The organism is Micromonospora sonneratiae (assembly GCF_042679305.1).
Taxonomy (GTDB): Bacteria; Actinomycetota; Actinomycetes; order Mycobacteriales; family Micromonosporaceae; genus Micromonospora_H; species Micromonospora_H sonneratiae.
The window spans coordinates 94,028-109,735 of the sequence record NZ_JBHTMP010000009.1; the positions used below are offsets into that span (position 1 = coordinate 94,028).

General features: G+C 67.0%; 17 protein-coding genes. 13 read left to right on the plus strand and 4 right to left on the minus strand.

Annotated elements, in window-relative coordinates; all coding sequences use genetic code 11:
• Positions 1 to 119 precede the first annotated feature (119 nt).
• The gene (locus tag ACFQ4H_RS08285) at positions 120 to 560 is read left to right on the plus strand and encodes a hypothetical protein (protein WP_377568858.1); all 441 of its coding nucleotides are present in this window, start codon (positions 120 to 122) and stop codon (positions 558 to 560) included.
• A gap of 20 nt (positions 561 to 580) precedes the next feature.
• On the opposite strand, the gene ACFQ4H_RS08290 is transcribed toward ACFQ4H_RS08285, so the two are convergent.
• Positions 581 to 1,111, minus strand: a complete 531-nt coding sequence (locus ACFQ4H_RS08290) for a hypothetical protein (RefSeq protein ID WP_377568861.1) — start codon at positions 1,109 to 1,111, stop codon at positions 581 to 583.
• Between the two features lie 397 nt (positions 1,112 to 1,508).
• Here ACFQ4H_RS08290 and ACFQ4H_RS08295 point away from each other — a divergent pair, with 397 nt between their 5' ends.
• The 3 genes from ACFQ4H_RS08295 (at position 1,509) to ACFQ4H_RS08305 (ending at position 4,865) form a co-directional block, all read left to right on the plus strand.
• Positions 1,509 to 2,492 (plus strand): DUF4304 domain-containing protein, encoded by a 984-nt coding sequence (locus ACFQ4H_RS08295; protein WP_377568864.1) that lies wholly within the window; start codon positions 1,509 to 1,511, stop codon positions 2,490 to 2,492.
• A gap of 355 nt (positions 2,493 to 2,847) precedes the next feature.
• Positions 2,848 to 3,237 (plus strand): hypothetical protein, encoded by a 390-nt coding sequence (locus ACFQ4H_RS08300; protein ID WP_377568867.1) that lies wholly within the window; start codon positions 2,848 to 2,850, stop codon positions 3,235 to 3,237.
• Between the two features lie 2 nt (positions 3,238 to 3,239).
• Positions 3,240 to 4,865, plus strand: a complete 1,626-nt coding sequence (locus tag ACFQ4H_RS08305) for a hypothetical protein (protein WP_377568870.1) — start codon at positions 3,240 to 3,242, stop codon at positions 4,863 to 4,865.
• 249 nt (positions 4,866 to 5,114) lie between these two features.
• Here the strand turns inward: ACFQ4H_RS08305 and ACFQ4H_RS08310 are convergent, their stop codons facing one another.
• Positions 5,115 to 5,579 carry a hypothetical protein gene (locus ACFQ4H_RS08310; protein ID WP_377568873.1) on the minus strand — a complete coding sequence of 155 codons (465 nt, stop codon included), beginning with the start codon at positions 5,577 to 5,579 and terminating at the stop codon, positions 5,115 to 5,117.
• 327 nt (positions 5,580 to 5,906) lie between these two features.
• On the opposite strand from ACFQ4H_RS08310, the gene ACFQ4H_RS08315 reads away from it, so the two are divergent.
• Genes ACFQ4H_RS08315 through ACFQ4H_RS08335 form a run of 5 tightly spaced genes read left to right on the plus strand, consistent with a single transcriptional unit; the run spans position 5,907 to position 8,512 of the window.
• Positions 5,907 to 6,383 carry a hypothetical protein gene (locus tag ACFQ4H_RS08315; protein ID WP_377568875.1) on the plus strand — a complete coding sequence of 159 codons (477 nt, stop codon included), beginning with the start codon at positions 5,907 to 5,909 and terminating at the stop codon, positions 6,381 to 6,383.
• Complete coding sequence (locus ACFQ4H_RS08320) at positions 6,380 to 7,609, plus strand: NRAMP family divalent metal transporter (protein WP_377568878.1); 1,230 nt, start codon at positions 6,380 to 6,382, stop codon at positions 7,607 to 7,609. Before ACFQ4H_RS08315 ends, ACFQ4H_RS08320 begins: the two co-directional genes overlap by 4 nt.
• Complete coding sequence (locus ACFQ4H_RS08325; protein ID WP_377568881.1) at positions 7,606 to 7,998, plus strand: hypothetical protein; 393 nt, start codon at positions 7,606 to 7,608, stop codon at positions 7,996 to 7,998. The genes ACFQ4H_RS08320 and ACFQ4H_RS08325 overlap by 4 nt, the downstream gene beginning before the upstream one ends.
• On the plus strand, positions 7,995 to 8,336 hold the full coding sequence (locus ACFQ4H_RS08330; RefSeq protein WP_377568884.1) for a PRC-barrel domain-containing protein: 342 nt from the start codon (positions 7,995 to 7,997) through the stop codon (positions 8,334 to 8,336). Before ACFQ4H_RS08325 ends, ACFQ4H_RS08330 begins: the two co-directional genes overlap by 4 nt.
• A complete protein-coding gene (locus ACFQ4H_RS08335) occupies positions 8,333 to 8,512 on the plus strand; it encodes a hypothetical protein (protein ID WP_377568886.1) in 180 nt (59 codons plus the stop codon). Before ACFQ4H_RS08330 ends, ACFQ4H_RS08335 begins: the two co-directional genes overlap by 4 nt.
• A gap of 112 nt (positions 8,513 to 8,624) precedes the next feature.
• Here the strand turns inward: ACFQ4H_RS08335 and ACFQ4H_RS08340 are convergent, their stop codons facing one another.
• The gene (locus ACFQ4H_RS08340; RefSeq protein ID WP_377568889.1) at positions 8,625 to 9,458 is read right to left on the minus strand and encodes a TetR/AcrR family transcriptional regulator C-terminal domain-containing protein; all 834 of its coding nucleotides are present in this window, start codon (positions 9,456 to 9,458) and stop codon (positions 8,625 to 8,627) included.
• Positions 9,459 to 9,553: 95 nt separating this feature from the next.
• Between ACFQ4H_RS08340 and ACFQ4H_RS08345 the strand changes: the two genes are divergently transcribed.
• Genes ACFQ4H_RS08345 through ACFQ4H_RS08360 form a run of 4 tightly spaced genes read left to right on the plus strand, consistent with a single transcriptional unit; the run spans position 9,554 to position 14,299 of the window.
• Positions 9,554 to 10,537: an ATP-binding cassette domain-containing protein gene (locus ACFQ4H_RS08345; protein WP_377568892.1), complete on the plus strand. Its 984-nt coding sequence runs from the start codon at positions 9,554 to 9,556 to the stop codon at positions 10,535 to 10,537.
• Positions 10,534 to 11,364 carry an ABC transporter permease gene (locus ACFQ4H_RS08350; protein WP_377568895.1) on the plus strand — a complete coding sequence of 277 codons (831 nt, stop codon included), beginning with the start codon at positions 10,534 to 10,536 and terminating at the stop codon, positions 11,362 to 11,364. Before ACFQ4H_RS08345 ends, ACFQ4H_RS08350 begins: the two co-directional genes overlap by 4 nt.
• Positions 11,361 to 13,760 carry a DEAD/DEAH box helicase gene (locus ACFQ4H_RS08355; protein ID WP_377568898.1) on the plus strand — a complete coding sequence of 800 codons (2,400 nt, stop codon included), beginning with the start codon at positions 11,361 to 11,363 and terminating at the stop codon, positions 13,758 to 13,760. Before ACFQ4H_RS08350 ends, ACFQ4H_RS08355 begins: the two co-directional genes overlap by 4 nt.
• Positions 13,757 to 14,299, plus strand: coding sequence for a hypothetical protein (locus ACFQ4H_RS08360; RefSeq protein WP_377568901.1), 543 nt, complete (start codon positions 13,757 to 13,759; stop codon positions 14,297 to 14,299). Before ACFQ4H_RS08355 ends, ACFQ4H_RS08360 begins: the two co-directional genes overlap by 4 nt.
• Before the next feature lie 193 nt (positions 14,300 to 14,492).
• Here ACFQ4H_RS08360 and fxlM read toward each other — a convergent pair whose 3' ends face one another.
• Positions 14,493 to 15,689: a methyltransferase, FxLD system gene (fxlM, locus tag ACFQ4H_RS08365; protein WP_377568904.1), complete on the minus strand. Its 1,197-nt coding sequence runs from the start codon at positions 15,687 to 15,689 to the stop codon at positions 14,493 to 14,495.
• Positions 15,690 to 15,708 lie beyond the last annotated feature (19 nt).

Here is a 15,708-nt window from a genome sequence, read left to right on the forward strand (position 1 = left end):
CCACCGGTTGGCGGATCGTCACCCGGGAGAGTCCCCGCATCAAGCTGCCGCCCACGTTCATCTGCGAAGTCCGTACTGGTGTAGGGCACGCAGGTCATGGGATGTCGGAGAATACAGGGGTGGAGCGTATCGAGGGGTGGCCGACGTCATGGACGGGCACCTGGGTTGCGCCCGATGGGAAGACCATCCGACTCGTCCACGGGGAACACGGCATCGCCGTCACGGTCAGCCCGGGTCCAGATCAGCCGGCGTATCTCAGTGCACCGCTACTTGACGACAGCACGAAACGGATCGAGAGGCTTCCGGCCTCCGTCAACGTCGACGAGGACGGGAGGCGATATCTCGAGATCGAGGCCGGAACGCCAGGACTGGGACCGACCTATCGCCTGTACGCGGTCGTCGAGAACGCTGGCCGGCTGCGGATCGCCCCAGTCGACGTCCCCGTCGACCGGCTCGTGCTCTATCCGAACTCCGTTATCGGCCTCTACGACGACTTCGACGACGACCTCGGCGTTCCGTGGGCGGAGCCACTACTGCCGTTGCGGTGGCGCGCCGAGTGATGGTCTCCTGGCTAATCTTTTCACTTCGGCACCTGGACCTGGCGATTCCAGGTATCGGACCACACTGGCATGAGGCCACCGTCCCCGTCGTAGAAGAGATACGGCCGTAGTCCGGGGGACGAGGTCAGGGCGCGACAAAGCATGATCGGGTTGCCGGAACCGGCGAGAAATGGTTGGGACCTGAGCAGGCCGCGAAGGTCGGAAAATGGCCATTGGGCACCGAGTAGTCGTCGGAGCTGAGCCAACGTCACAATGTCGTCCGACGGTACCTGGTCGACATAGATATCGGCGGCGGCGGGTAGATCCCAGTACCCCGCCGAACCGCTTCGTCTGCAGCCGCGCAGATGCCCGGCGGGGCCTGCGGTGCCCGCCCCGGCCAGGCCGTACCACCAGTCCACATCGACTCTCAGCTCACCGGTTTCCAGCAACGCGCGCGTGAAGCACTCCGGATCGACGGCTGGGGCCGCGCCACGAGCGGCGGCAGCGGCTACCTCGTCGGGTAGCCGGACGCCGTGCTCCTCGACGTAGTGCGCCAGCCCCTCGGGCCACACGAAATGGTCTCCGTCAGTCTGCTCGGTGCTGCCGTTCGCAGCGCCACAGAGCCGGCAGACGGATACCCCTGCCCCAGCGACGAAGACCGTGCCGGATCGGAGATATGCCGCAACAGCCCGCTGCATGGTTACATCGGCGTCAAGGCACACGAAGTCGCAGACGTCGGGCAGTCCTTTCGGTGCGGCCGGGCCATCCCAGTACCCAATCAGCCTGAGAGTTCTGGTCATCGTTGAACGCACCCCATGCCCGAATCAGGGACGCTCACGGTAGCAGCTGAGTTGCTGGAGGCATCGAGCGCTACCGAGAGGAGTGCGCACCGGACCCGGAAGTGCTGAGAGCATGGTTGCCGCGTCGTAGGGTGCGCGCCAGGCCGCCCTGGCGGACTGAGGGAGCATCGTGACGGGTACGCGATCGCTATTCAACGCTTTCGTCAAGGGCTTCGCCGAGCAGCTCGCCGGATACGGGTTCGAACGTGACAAGGGCATGCGGATCTTTCGTCGATCTTCCCGGGACGGGGACGTCCTCATCGTGGAGTTGCAGTCATCGACACACTCCACCAGGGAAGAAAAGGTCTTCTACATCAACGTGGCGCTGGTACTGGCTCCGCACTGGGAGAGCGATCGGCACCGCCTCGGGCTGCCCACATCCGCGCTTCCCAAGAGCTACGACGGCATCTGGCGCCGCCGGATCGGGTTCACCACCCTGCCCGGGGGCGATCAGTGGAAATTCAAAGATCAATCGACGCTTGCCCGAGTAGCCGAAGTTGCACGGCGACGTGTCGACGAAACGATGCCCGAACTCCTGCGGATGTTGGACAGGGACGCCCTCTTCGTGGATGCCACCGACCTCTTCAAGGTCCGCGCCTGGACGGTGCGAGCCTGGCTCTTAGCCGAGAAGGGCATGTCCGAGGAACTCGAACACCTGTTGTCGGCAGTGCATCCAGGCGCGGTAAGGAGGATTCGGCAGTACCTGGCCAACCAGGACCCACACACCCCTCAGACCGGCGGACCTCTCCCCGCCCGCACGCCATCCCGCCATCCGTCCGACTCACCCAGTGATCACCCCTGGTTCGCTCCCAATGCCGAGCAGGCCGTTTCGGGGTGGATAACCGAGGACAACGTCGTCCAGTTGATGAAACGGATCAGTGGGTACATCGCCTACACGTACGACGACCTTGACGAGGTGGCGCTCACCGGAGCCCTGGACGACACGAACGACGAGTCAACTGACGCCTGGTTCCGGTATCCGCTGATCGGAATGCCCCCATTGACGGTTCACCTGGCCCGGTCACTCGGCAGCGCGGTCGTCAGCGTCCGCGTCGAGGGAAACATGGGGGTGATCCTGAATACGCGGATAGAAACCCTGCTGGACCTGCTGTAGTGAGTCCGGAGCCCTCGACCCGACCCGGAGTCATGCTGGAGAGAGAAAACACGGGCTGGACTTGGACGGCGTACCCGGTTGGCCGCGATCCAGCACCTGCCACCGGCCGGGCGGACTGGGCACCGTCCCGTACCGTCCACCGACGAAGAGCGCAGGGCGTGCTACGCCGGTACATTCCCGGGGCCGAGCTGGGTGATCTCGCCGGGGTCGCCGAGCCATTGGCACAGGGGACACCGCCCCGGCGGCGCGATCTACGGAAGACGAGCTGCCGACACCGCTGCGAGTTACAACAGCTCAGCGAACAACCACGACTGCCGTACTACCCGCACAGGGCCGGGTACGCTACCGTGCCAACGTGGAGCCAGTCCAAACGCGACTCGCGCGCACTCCGGAGCACGAGACCGGTGTGCAGCCTGACGTTTCACCGCGGCCGATGCCGCAGGCGGGTGACAGCGTCTCGCTGACCCTGCCGGAGCTACGCAAGGCCATTTCCCAGGCGGATGATGCCACTATCGAGCTCACCAGGGCACGTAGCAGCTGGGCTGGCGACACCAACGAGCCACAGCAGACGCTGGGTCTACGCGAGGCGACCCAGACCTACCTGAGCATGCAGGATGCGTGGTTCGACGAGCTCGGTGTCTACATCGAGGTGCTCTCCCTGGTGCATGACGGCCTGGAGCGTGCTGCCGACTCCTACGATGACACCGAGTACGCGGCAGCGCGGGATCTCGCGCGGGAGGTGTAGGCGTGGCGTCCCGGGACCAGATCGCCGACATCATCAAGGGCATCGAAAACGAGTACGCCGACCTCGCCGGCGACCAGCAGGACACCAACGTCAAACGGCGGGCCTTGCAGACGAGTATCGTCTCGGTTCTACGGTTGATGGATCCTCCTCCGCCGGGCCGCCCCAAGGATCTGCTGACACTCGCGAAGGCCTTCACCACGCTCGGCAGGCAGGTCGAGACGATCGCCGCCGACGTCGAGGGGCTCGCCCGGAAGCGGTTGCCCGACCTGTGGGAAAGCTCGGCCGGTTTGTCGGCTCGCGAGGTCGTCAGCGCCACGAGCAAACTCATGGACCGGACGCAACCAGCGATGCGGATGGCCGCAAAGGCGTTGCGCGAACACGCGGAGCGGGTGGAAAAACTCAAGGCTCGTCATCAAGCCCATTACGACGGCCTCGTTGACGTGTTCCACGACGCGGCGAAGGCCGACGGTCGGGCCGAGCTGAACCGGTTGACCGTACGAGCCCTCGAACTCTACGCGGACTCCCGGCAGGTATACCACCGTAGCCTCGAGGCTGCGGACGACCTCATCAAGGAACTCAAGGAAGTGCAACGGCGTGCCGTCGCACAGAGGTTCGAAGGCATGGGCGCGGTGAACGCGGTGCTGTTGGCGACCGCGACCAACGGCGGCAAGTTCAAGACCATTCTCACCGAGGCCGAGGCCAAGAAGGCGGCCGATCTGCGAAAGAACCTGTCCCCGGAGGAGAGTGCCCGCCTCGGTGCCCTGCTCTCCGCGGCGCCTACGCCGGAGCATCAGGCCTACCTGCTCAAGGCGTTCGCGGCTGGTCACAGCTTGGACGAAGTGGGGAAGTTCGCCGAACAGATCAAGAACAAGAGCCCAGAGTGGCTTGCCAGTCAGCCGAACCTCATCAGCCCGGTCGCCAACCCGAACTCCAACAACCAGAATTCCAACAACAACCAGAACGCGAACGACCCGGGCCAGCAGAATCCGCAGACCGGCCAGAACCCGAACGGCTCGGCAAACCCGTCATCGTCGCAACCGGGCGGCTCCAACCCGTCCGATGCCAACAACACCGGCAACACCGGTAAGGGCGGCAACGACGCCAGCCAGGACGGCAGCTCCACCGGCAACAACGGCAACAACAGTCAAGACGGCAACCCCACCGGTAACAGCGAGAACCCTTCGGGGCAGCCCGAGAAGCCGGACGACGACCCGAGCGGGAGCATCAGCGCCCGGGCCAACCCGTACTGGGCGAGTATGGCCACCGAGACCCCCGAGGGCATGGCCAACGGGCTCAACGACCACGCCAGCGAACTCGGCACGACCTACGAGTCCCGCAAGGTCGACCACGGCGACAGTGGTTCGGTGACTACCGCGCTGAAGGATTCGGTGGACGCGGTCGACAAGGGGCACAGCGTTCCGGTACGCATCGGCGACGCGCGGTCCCAGGAGTGGTTGTTGTTGATCGGGCGCGACAAGGACGAGCTGATCTTCAACGACTCGGACGGCAAGCTCGTCCGGGTCAAGGAGGACGACTTCCTCAACGGCTGCCTGGGCGCGGACAAGAAGTCGACGGTTTCGAGTGTGGTGCTGCCGAAGGTCGCCTCTCCGGCAGCTGCCGCTGTCTAGGTTCGCGCCGGTGCCTCTGGCCAGCGGTGTCCACTGACGCTCGGTCGCGCTCCTGCCGTCGGTCAGGATCGTCAGCGACTCGCGCGCGGTCCCGGGGCCGATGTGGGTTTTCGTGCCGTCCGGGTTCAGGGTCGCCCGGCTCCCGGTGCGGGTGCCGGGAACGCCGAGGACCAACGCTGCGAAGTCGTCACGGTGGTGGATGTCCAGTGCCCTCCGGTCCACGGGATCGCCGGAGGGGACACGACAGGTTCAGGCAAGCTGGAACCGCTGTGAGCCATTGCGACCGAGAAGGATGCCCGTCGCCTCGGCCATCGCCTGAGCGGCCCGTCCGATGCGGTAACCAGTCAGGCGGTTGCCGTTCTGATCCCTGAGGTGAGCCGGACGAGTGGCGGCTGTCAGCGCCGACCGAATCGCCCGTGCCTGCCCCAGCAGGACCTGATGGGTATCGGCACCGACTTCGTCTTCGTACCAGCGAACGGCCAGCCTGCCGGCATCGAAGTAGGCACCACCCTCCGGGTGCTGGTACCCGGCGTCATGGTCGCAGTAGGTACCGCCGAGGTCATGTCGGTGCGCCGAGCGCAGAAGTTGAACGACGGCAGCAACCGGTGGTCCGTCCGGCAGTGGGACGCCGTCGGCAAGCATTACCGTCGCCGGCAGGCTCGCGCCGATCGGCAGGTGCAGAAGGGCCTGTACTCCACGGCCGCCGCAGGTCATCGCGTTTGCCAGCGAGTCGTGCAGGTGAACCGGGTGGAGTCCTGCCGGTCCCGGTTGGGAGCACCGCCACGCGGCCCCGGCAAACCTGTCACGCAGGGCCAGGTCGAACGTGTCTTCGTCCTCGGGCAGTAACCAGGTACCGACAGTCATGGTCCGGGAACCCGCGTACGCCATGCCCAGACGGTACCTCCTACCGAGCACCCATGATCTTGGACGGGGGCCGGAAGGGATACGTGTTCGCCTCAGGAGAAGCCGGTTGGATCCTCTAACGGGTGACCGGAAGAAAGCCGTCCTCGGGCCGGGTTTCCGGCTCGCTAGCCTGCCGATGTGGTGATGGCTCCGGTCCGTGGTCGTACGGGCCGGAGCAGATTCCAACTCCTGACGCTTGCCCTGGTCTGTGCGGCGATGAGCGGATGCGTGGGTCCGACGGTGACCGAGGACGGCTACCGCAACAAGGTGGCCGACACTGCGCAACAGTTGTCGTCCGCCATCACCTCCGCCGATCTCGCCGTGCGGCTGCACCTCGACCAGAAGACGATCCTCGCATTGACGGACGTGACCGTGAGTCAGGCGGAGTCGGATGCGGAGTCTGCCACCACCGCCCTGTTCAGCCGCCAGCCACCCACCCGTGACGCAGTCGCCCTGTACGAGCGGGTGCGACAACCCTTCCAGGACGCCGTCGATGCGTTGCGGGCCGTACGGATCGCGGTCCGCCGCGACGATCGGGAGGCCCTTCGGGCCGGGCTCGCCGGTTTGGCGCTGCCGGCCCGGGACCTCGATGCGATCCAGCAGGCCACCAGGTGAATCGGATCTTTCGGCTGGGCCTGGGGATCATGACGTCGATAGGCGGCTTCGTCGACATCGGGAACCTGGTCACCAGTGGCATCACCGGCGCACGGTTTGGCATGTCGCTGACCTGGGCGATCATCGTCGGCACGATCGGCATGACGCTGTACGGCGAGATGGCCGGCCGGGTGGCGGCGGTGGCCCGACGACCCGTGTTCCAGGCGATCCGCGAACGCCTCGGGGTACGTACGGCGATGCTCAACCTGGTCGCCTTCGTGCTGCTGGCCCTGTTGACCCTGGCGGCCGAGATCGGCGGACTGGCGCTCATCCTCGAGGTGGTGACCGGGCTGAACTACCTGGTGTGGGTGCCGTTGATCGGCGCGGCCATGTGGTTGGTCGTGTGGCGGTGGCCCTTCTCGCTGATCGAGAACCTGTTCGGCCTGCTCGGTCTTGCCCTTCTCGTCTTTGTCGTGGCCCTGTTCGTCCTGCCCACCGACTGGGGCGCGCTCGGGCGCAACGCGACGCATCCCTGGGTCCCGGCCCAGGACGGCCACCCGATGTACTTCTTCTACGCGATATCGCTGTTCGGTGCCTGCCTCGCCCCGTACCAGGTGGTGTTCTTCGCCTCCGGCGGACGGGAGGAGCACTGGACCACGAAGAATCTCCAGGAGATGCGGCTCAACGCCCTGATCGGCTTTCCGCTCGGTGGCCTGCTCTCAATCGCGATCATGGCCGCTGCGGTCGTGGTACTACAGCCGGCCCGGATCGACGTCAACCACCTGGGGCAGGTGGCACTGCCGGTCGTCCAAGCGCTGGGGCCGGTCGGCTTGGGGCTCGCCCTGACCGGATTCGCCGCAGCGGTCTTCGCCGCCGGGACGGAGTGCACGCTCGCTATCGGCTACAGCATCTCCCAGTACTTCGGCTGGCAATGGGGCAAGGATCGGCCGCCCCGGGAAGCACCCCGGTTCCATCTCGCCTGTCTGGGTGCCGTACTCGTCGCCACGGCGTTCATCCTGACCAGCATCGATCCAATCACCGTGACCGTCGTCTCTGTCGTGCTCGGCGCCGCCGCCGTGCCACTGACCTACTTTCCGGTCCTGGTCGTGGCGAACGACCGCACCTACATGGGCCGGTGGATCAACCGCCGCTGGACGAACGGCATCGCGGTGGTGTTCCTCGTCGGCATGATGGTCATCTCGATCGTCGCCCTACCACTGATCTTCGCGACGAAGGCCGGCCGGTGATGCGGGTGCCCGAGCGGTTCACCGCGGACGATCTGCTGCTCGACCGGCAGATCGTGGACGTCGACGGCGCACCGGTGGGCAGGGTCGACGATCTGGAACTGACCGATCCCGGTGACGGTGCCGAGCCCGTCCTCTCCGCGCTCCTGTGTGGGCCGACCGCCCTCGGCCCCCGTATCGGAGGCCGGCTCGGCAGATGGTGGGCCGCGATCGGGCAGCGTATGCGCCCGTACGACGACGCGTACCCCAACCGCATTCCCGTCGCCGACATCGACTACGTCGACCACCTGCAACTTCAGCTCAAGGTATCCCGTGATCAACTCGACGCCGACCGGTTCCGGGACTGGATACGGGACCACATCATCGGCCGGATCCCGGGGGCGGGGCCGTGAGGGCCACGGACCTGCTCGGCGCGACCGTGTACGCCGTCGACGGAAAGCCGGTCGGCTCGGTCCGCGACCTGCAGTTCGAGGCCCGGCCAGGTGACGGGCCCGGCGATGCGATGCGGTACTGCCTCACCGCGCTGGAGTGTGGCCCCATCGGCATCCCCCACCGTCTCGGCTATGCCCGGGGCGACCTGCTGGGCCCCTGGCCGCTGACGCCACTGTTGCGGCGCCTCAGCGGGCGCTCGCTGCTCATTCCCTGGTCCGACATCGTCCGGATCAGCGGTGCCCGGATCGAGATCAGTCGGCGGCGCGACGAACTTTCCCACCCGGACAGGCAGCCTTGACCCAGACCGGCGGATTCGCCTTCCTCATCGCGTGGAGCACGTTCATCGCGCTCTGCGGGTTGCTGGTCTACCTCATCCTGCGCCGACCCGCCGCCCCCGACCGGGAGCGTGCGGACCGTCGACCGGCCGCCCCCGAGGAGCACCCCGAAACCGACCGGGAGGAGGGGATCTCCTAGGCCCAATCCGTCCGTCCGTCCGCCCGTCCGCCCGTCCGCTCGCCGGGTGCGCCGGGCACGGGCCACGGGAGCCGGCGACGAAGCGGCGTCCGGGAAGCTTCCCGCAAGCCGATCAGGCCTGCCGTTGTTCCTGGTCGACGGCTACTTGCCGATCGCGTCCACCACCTGCCCCGTTCGTCGACTCGTCCGGTCCGCGTCTTCTGGCGATCAGGGTTTCGATGCCGTCCAGGATGGTGCGAAGGCCGAACTCGTACGCGCGTCGCGGATCTGACGCGGCCTTGAACTCCTGGCCTGCGGCCTCGCCGATCCTGGCCGCGTGCGGGAACCGCTTGGAGTCGATCAGGCGGTCGAGCGCCGGTCCGCTGGAGGCCCACCACTCGCTGTCGTCTCGGCCGCTGCCGGCGGCTGTCTCGATCTGTCCCAGCATCTGCCGGGCAGCGTGCGTGACCTGCCCGAGCACGAGTGTGAGGACCTGGTCGACCTCGACGTCGTCGAGGCCGATGCCGACCAGCGGGCGTAACTCGATGTCGTACTTGGCGATGGTGCCCGGTCCCAGTGGTGGGCGCTGGCTGTCGACGCCGAGCATCCAGCGGTGCGCCTCCAGGAGCCTCCAGTTGTGCTCGGCGATCTGCTCGATCGCGGCACGCCAGTCCGAACCGGGGGCCGGCGTCGTCCCATCGGCGTACGCCGAACCGTTGGCGAAGTCGACCATGAGGTCGACCAGTTCCGCCTTGCCGGGTACGTGGCTGTACAGCGTCATGACGCCTACGCCCAGCTGCTCGGCGATCTTGCGCATCGACATGGCGTCGACGCCGATCTCGTTGGCCACGGCGATTGCCGCCGCGATGATCCGGTCGAGGGTCAGCCCGGAGCGTCCCGTCTTGACCTCGGTTCGCCACAGCAACGCGAGGCTGCGTAGTGGATCGCCCGTCCCGGTCCGCTCCATCTTGGTTGCCTCCTGTCCGGCATCGGGAATATCCGCCGGCCATCCTATGCTACGGTACACTGTACGGTACGGCGTACGTTGAATATGAGGGGGCCATGGCGATGCCGGCCATCGAGGCGGAACATGTGGGAAGACTCTTCCGGGACAGAAAGGGGCGCACGACGGGACTGCGTGATCTGAGCCTGGAGGTCGAGCGGGGCCACGTGCTGGCGCTCCTCGGGCCGAACGGGGCCGGAAAGACCACGGCCGTGCGAGGGCTGTCGACCCTGGCAAGGTTCGACACCGGACGCGCACGGGTGGCCGGCTTCGACGTCGGGCGGGAGGCGGGCCAGGTACGACGTCGAATCGGCCTGGTCGGTCAGTATGCCGCGCTCGACGACCTCCTCTCCGCCCGCCAGAACCTTGTCCTGTTCGGGAGACTGCGCGGCCTGCGCACTGCTGCGGCACGCCAGCGAGCTGACGCGCTGCTGGAGCAGTTTGCCCTGGTTGATGCTGCTGACCGGCCGGTCACCGGGTTCTCCGGCGGCATGCGCCGCCGCCTCGACCTCGCAGTCGGCCTCATCACCCCGCCCCAGGTGCTCTTCGTCGACGAGCCCACCACCGGACTGGACCCGCAGTCGCGCCGCGACGTGTGGGACGCGATCCGCGCTCTGCTGACGGACGGCACCACGGTGCTACTGACCACGCAGTACCTCGAAGAGGCCGACGCGTTGGCGGACGAGGTCGTCATCCTCGCCGACGGGCGGGTGATCGCCAGCGGCACCCCGGACGAACTCAAGGACATGATCGGACCGCGCATCGCGCACCTGAGATTCGAGACCGCGCAGGACTGTGCGGCAGCACGCGAAGCCCTTTCGCTGGCACCGGATGCGCTCGCCCAGGACCGCGACGCGTCGGTGCTGAGCATCCCGGCCGTCGACGGCAGCCGGACCCTCACCACCCTCGTCCAGCGGTTGGCTGCCGCCGGACTGCACCCTGCCGAGATCACGCTGCGGAAACCGTCGCTCGACGAGGTGTTCCTCACGCTCACCAACACGTCGACAGCCGTCGCCAACCACAGCACCGGGGAGTGTGCATGATCGACACGGACGTACGAACGGCGACCGCGACGGCGCCGCCGACCGAAACCGGACTCGTCGCCGGCTCACTCATCATCGCCGGGCGCACGATCAGTTCGTGGCGGGCACAACCCGGCACCGTACTGATCGTCTGGCTCTTTCCCGTCCTGATCACGCTGCTGTTCATCGGCCTGTTCGGCGGCGCGATCGACGTACCGACGGGGTCGGGATACGCGGACTTCCTGATGCCGGGCATGCTCGCGGTGGCGATGCTCTTCGGCCTCGAAACCACCACCCTCTCGGTCGCCGCCGACGCGTCCCGTGGCATCAACGACCGACTGCGATCCCTGCCGATCAACAGCGCGTCGATCGTGCTCGGGCGGTGTGTCGCCGACGTCGTGAGTTCCCTCGCCACCCTGGCACTGCTCCTCGCAACCGGCTTCCTCCTCGGCTGGCGGCCGGACGTGGGTCTTCTGGACGGGCTCGTCGTCCTGGCCCTGTTGCTGCTGCTGCGATTCGCACTGCTGTGGGTCGGTATCTACGTCGGTTACGGTGCCGCCTCGGTCGAGTCGGTCGCCTACGTGCAGATTCTCGTCTGGCCGATCGCGTTCCTGTCCAGCGTCTTCGTAGACCCCTCCACCATGCCGAACTGGCTGGGCACACTCGCCGAGTTCAACCCCGTCTCCGCAACCGCGACTGCGATACGTGAGGCTGTCGGCGGCGGGATCTGGGCGGCACAGAGCTGGGCCGGCCGACACGCCCTCGCGCTGGCGTCGGCCTGGCCGGTCGTGCTCACCGCACTGTTCCTGCCGCTCGCCGCGCTCCGCTTCCGGAAGGGAGCGAAGTGACCCCTGCAGAACCGGGTGGCGCTGCGACCGCCGCCGTCGACGTCGGCACTCTGCTGCGGCTGGCCTCCACCTCGGTGGAAGCCAGCCCGGCCACCGGCACGCTCATCCTCCGGACCGGCCCGGACGAACGCGAGGTACCGCTGAGCATCGTCATCGAGCCGTTGGTCCGAATGCATCTGACGCAGGACCTCGGTTCCACCTCGGCACGGGCACTGGGTGAAGCTGCCGTCGCCGCGGTGGGAGCGGTTGCCGACCGGAACATCCGATTCGACCGACGCACTGCACGCTGGTACAGCACCGAGCCCGAACGGTCTGACCTGATCGACGGGATCGTGCACGCGTTCGTCGTCGGTGGTGTCCCGGCCCGCCCCGACCATCACGCGACAATCGAGATCGTCGTACACGTCGACCCACACGGCCGTCCCTGGGCCCGCAGGACGACGGCCGGCGGCGAGTCCGCAGTACGGGACATTCTGTTCGCCGGTATCGACGTGTGGAAGCCACTGGGCCGACTCCTGGACAGCCCCGGAGCGACCGAACTCGACGACGAGGAACTGGTCGAACTGCTGTCGCCGGCAGTGTCCGACACACTCGCCACGCGCAACATTCGGCTGACGTGGGACGAGAGCGTGTCCGTGCCGTCCGCCACCGTACGGCTCGACGATGTCTCCGAGTCGGGCTCGTCCCTGCACTGGGCGCTGTCGTTCTCGGGCGGAACACTCACCCCCACCGAGATCAGCGAACTCGCCGCCCCCCAACGACCCGTCGTCCGGGTCCGGGACACGTGGGTCGTCCGTAGCGCAGCCGACCTCAAACTGGTCCGCAGATCACAGAAGGGTTCCCTCAACGCTGGCGAGACGACAGCAGCGCTGCTCACCGGGCGTCTGCCGAGCGGCGACCGGGAAGTCACCGTCGTTTCGAAGACGGAGCTGAGCGCGGCCCTGCGCAGACCCTGTCGGGCCGAGGACGTGCCGGTGCCGACGGGCATCGCCGGGTCACTGCGGGCATACCAGCGGGAAGGTCTGGCGTGGCTGGCACGCAACGCCGCGCTCGGACTGGGGTCGTGCCTGGCCGACGACATGGGACTCGGCAAGTCGCTCACCGCCATCGCCTTCCACCTTCACCTACGCAGCCACGGCATGACAGGGCCGACGCTCGTCGTCTGTCCCGCCTCGGTTCTCGGTGCGTGGGAGCGCGAGGTAGGTCGCTGGGCACCACGCGAGACCGTCCGCCGCTACCACGGCGACGGACGGATTCTCGACCCGACCGCCGACATCACCCTCACCACCTACGCGACCATGCGGCTGGACGCGGACGAGTTGAGCCGGCAGCACTGGAACCTACTGATAGCCGACGAGGCCCAGACGGTGAAGAACCCCCGCTCGCTGATCGCCCAGGCACTCCGACGGTTCCAGGCCAGACATCGGCTCGCGTTGAGCGGGACGCCGATCCAGAACAGCCTCGACGACCTCTGGGCGATCATCGACTGGACCACCCCGGGGCTGCTCGGCAACCGCACACTGTTCCGCCGCCGTTTCTCGACGCCCATCGCCAAGGGTGACGAGGCGGCTCGCGAACGCCTGAACGACCTGACCAAGGTCGTCGTCCTGCGACGCCGCAAGAGCGACCCGGGCATCGCACCCGAACTGCCACCGAAGACGTTCCTCGAACTGAGCGTCCCGCTCTCGGACGAACAGATCGGCCTCTACCAGGCACTTGTCGACGAGAGTCTCACCGACATCAGCCAACTCGACGAGATCGAACGACGGGGCCGCATCCTCAAGCTGCTCACCGAGCTCAAACAGGTCTGCAACCATCCCGCGCAGTTCCTCGACGAGTCCACCCCGATGCTCGCCGGCCGTTCCGGCAAGCTCGACGCGCTCCTGGACATCACCAACATCTTCGTCGCGGAAGGGGCCGCCGGTCTCGTCTTCACCCAGTTCGTCAAGATGGGCGAGCTGATCCTGCGGCATCTGAGGGACCAGAGGTTGAGGGTGGGCTTCCTCCACGGCGGGTTGAGCCTGCCCGATCGGCAACGACTCGTCGATGGCTTCCAGGGCGGCGAGTTCGACGTACTCGTCCTGTCCCTGCACGCGGCCGGGACAGGACTCACCCTGACCAGGGCCGAACACGTCGTCCACTACGACCGGTGGTGGAACCCTGCCGTCGAGGATCAGGCGACCGACAGGGCGTACCGGATCGGCCAGACCCGCCCGGTGCAGGTCCACCGCCTGACCAGCGAGGGCACGCTGGAGGAACGCATCGCCGACCTGCTCACGCGCAAGGGTGCGCTGGCCGACGCGATCCTGGACGTCGAACAGTCGGGGCGCACGTTCACCGAACTCGACGATGAGGACCTCAGCCGCCTCGTGAAGCTCCAGTCGGTGACCTCGTGAACCGCCGCCCGCAGTGGGCCAGGGCCTGGCGTGACGTGGTGCTGGCCCTGGCCCTAGATGACGAAAGCGCCAAGCATGCCCGGAAGATCACGCGGCAGGCCGGAGTCGAAGCGGTCGAGATCCGCCCCGGCAACGCTTCCGCCGTGGTCCGCGACCGCGGTACGTCATATCCCGTCCGATGGAAGATGCCAACGTTGACCGAGGGTGCCTGGGACCGGCTCGGCGCCGAACTCCTGCACAGGCCACTGGCGGTGGTCGGTCTCCTCCGCGAGAACGACACGTCACCCCTTGAAGAGGACCTCGCAGATGTCCTCGACGACCTCATCCCGTCCGGACACCTTCTCGACGCCAGTTGCGGCTGTGACGACTGGATCGCGCCATGCCGTCACGCGCTCGCGGTGGGGACCGCAATAGCGGACGTAATCGAAGCCGACGTGTGGAAACTGTTCGAACTACGCGGCCGGACCAGGAACTGGCTCATCGAGATCGACGCCGCCGCCCGGGCTGACCGTCTCCTCCGCGACGCCGGATACCGATGACTGGCTTGCTCTCCACGAAGCCATCACCACCGCGATCCTGCTCGGAAACCGGCCTGATCCTCATTGGCGTCACCCTCAGCCGAAGGCAGTCGACCGTACGTACTCGAAACTAGTCCTCTTATATTCAACAGCCCACGCCATCTGCCGAAATCGCCGGTACCCGAAGCACGGGTGCCGGCGATTGAACCCGGCATCACCGGTAGGAAACAACCAGTCTCACGGAATCCTTCACCACAACGTGTCCGTCCGGCTCCTCAAACGGCCGGTACGCGGTGATGGTGGGCTGAGCAGCCCGATCTCGATTCCACTCGTGGATCTGGGCGCAAAGCCGACCAGCCAGCGCCGCACCATCCGCGCCATGTCCGATCGCGCCCAACTGCCAGCGAGGATCAGTGCCCCCAGCCCGACGCAGAGCGAGGTACGCCAGCGAACTGCCCTCGACGATGGCAGGGCTGCGGACCGGGATCGCGGGCGTACATAGGCCAGCCTTGACAGCGTCCGAGTGGGCGGTGATACGGCACGTGCCTGGCTCGGCGGCGGTCAGACGCAGCCAGATACCGTCGAACGACTCATCGCCGCGCACCACTGTGTCGGACCAGGTGGAGGTTTTCGCCTCGCCGCACACGCCCCGTAGCGCATCCGGGTTGATGGGCTGGTCGGCGTCCCAGTAGAGACTGACGTGGCCGTCGGGGTCGATGGGGCTGCTGTGCTCACCGGCCTGGCCCACCATGGGCACGAACCCGCACAGCTCGACCGACTCGGACCGAAGCAGACCGTTCTCCTCTTTGACGAAGGCGATGGATCGGGTCTGGCCTCGCCACCGCAGCGGCACCACCATCCGGCCACCCGGGGCGAGCTGATCCCACCAGGCCGCCGGAATGTCCCACGGGCCGACGGTGACGATGATGCGGTCGTATGGGGCGCACGCCTCGTCACCGAGCGCACCATCGCGGGTGATAACCCGAACATGCTGGTAGCCGGTGGCGTCAAGGTGCCGACGTGCGCCGGCTGTTACCTCTTCGTCTATGTCGATCGTGGTGACCTGCCCGGTTGGCCCGGTCAGGTACGCCAGCAGGGCGGCGTTGTAGCCGGTGCCGGCTCCGATTTCGAGGATGCGGTCGCCGGGGTTGACGGCGAGCTGGTCGAGCATGGAAGCGACGAGGGATGGTACGGACGCGCAACTGAGCGCTGCGCCGTCACTGGCGCGCTTGGTAATGACCGCCAGGTCGACGTTGTACGCCTCTTCAACAGGGCTGTCGGGAACGTACCGGTGCCTCTCCACCGTGCGCAGGGCGTCTTCGACGCGCGGCAACGTAGGGCGGGCCTGGGTGATGAGATCGACCATGCGGGCGCGTAGCACCTCGGGCGGTGTGCTGATGGCAGTAGTCATCGGTCTCCTTCTCAGTCGG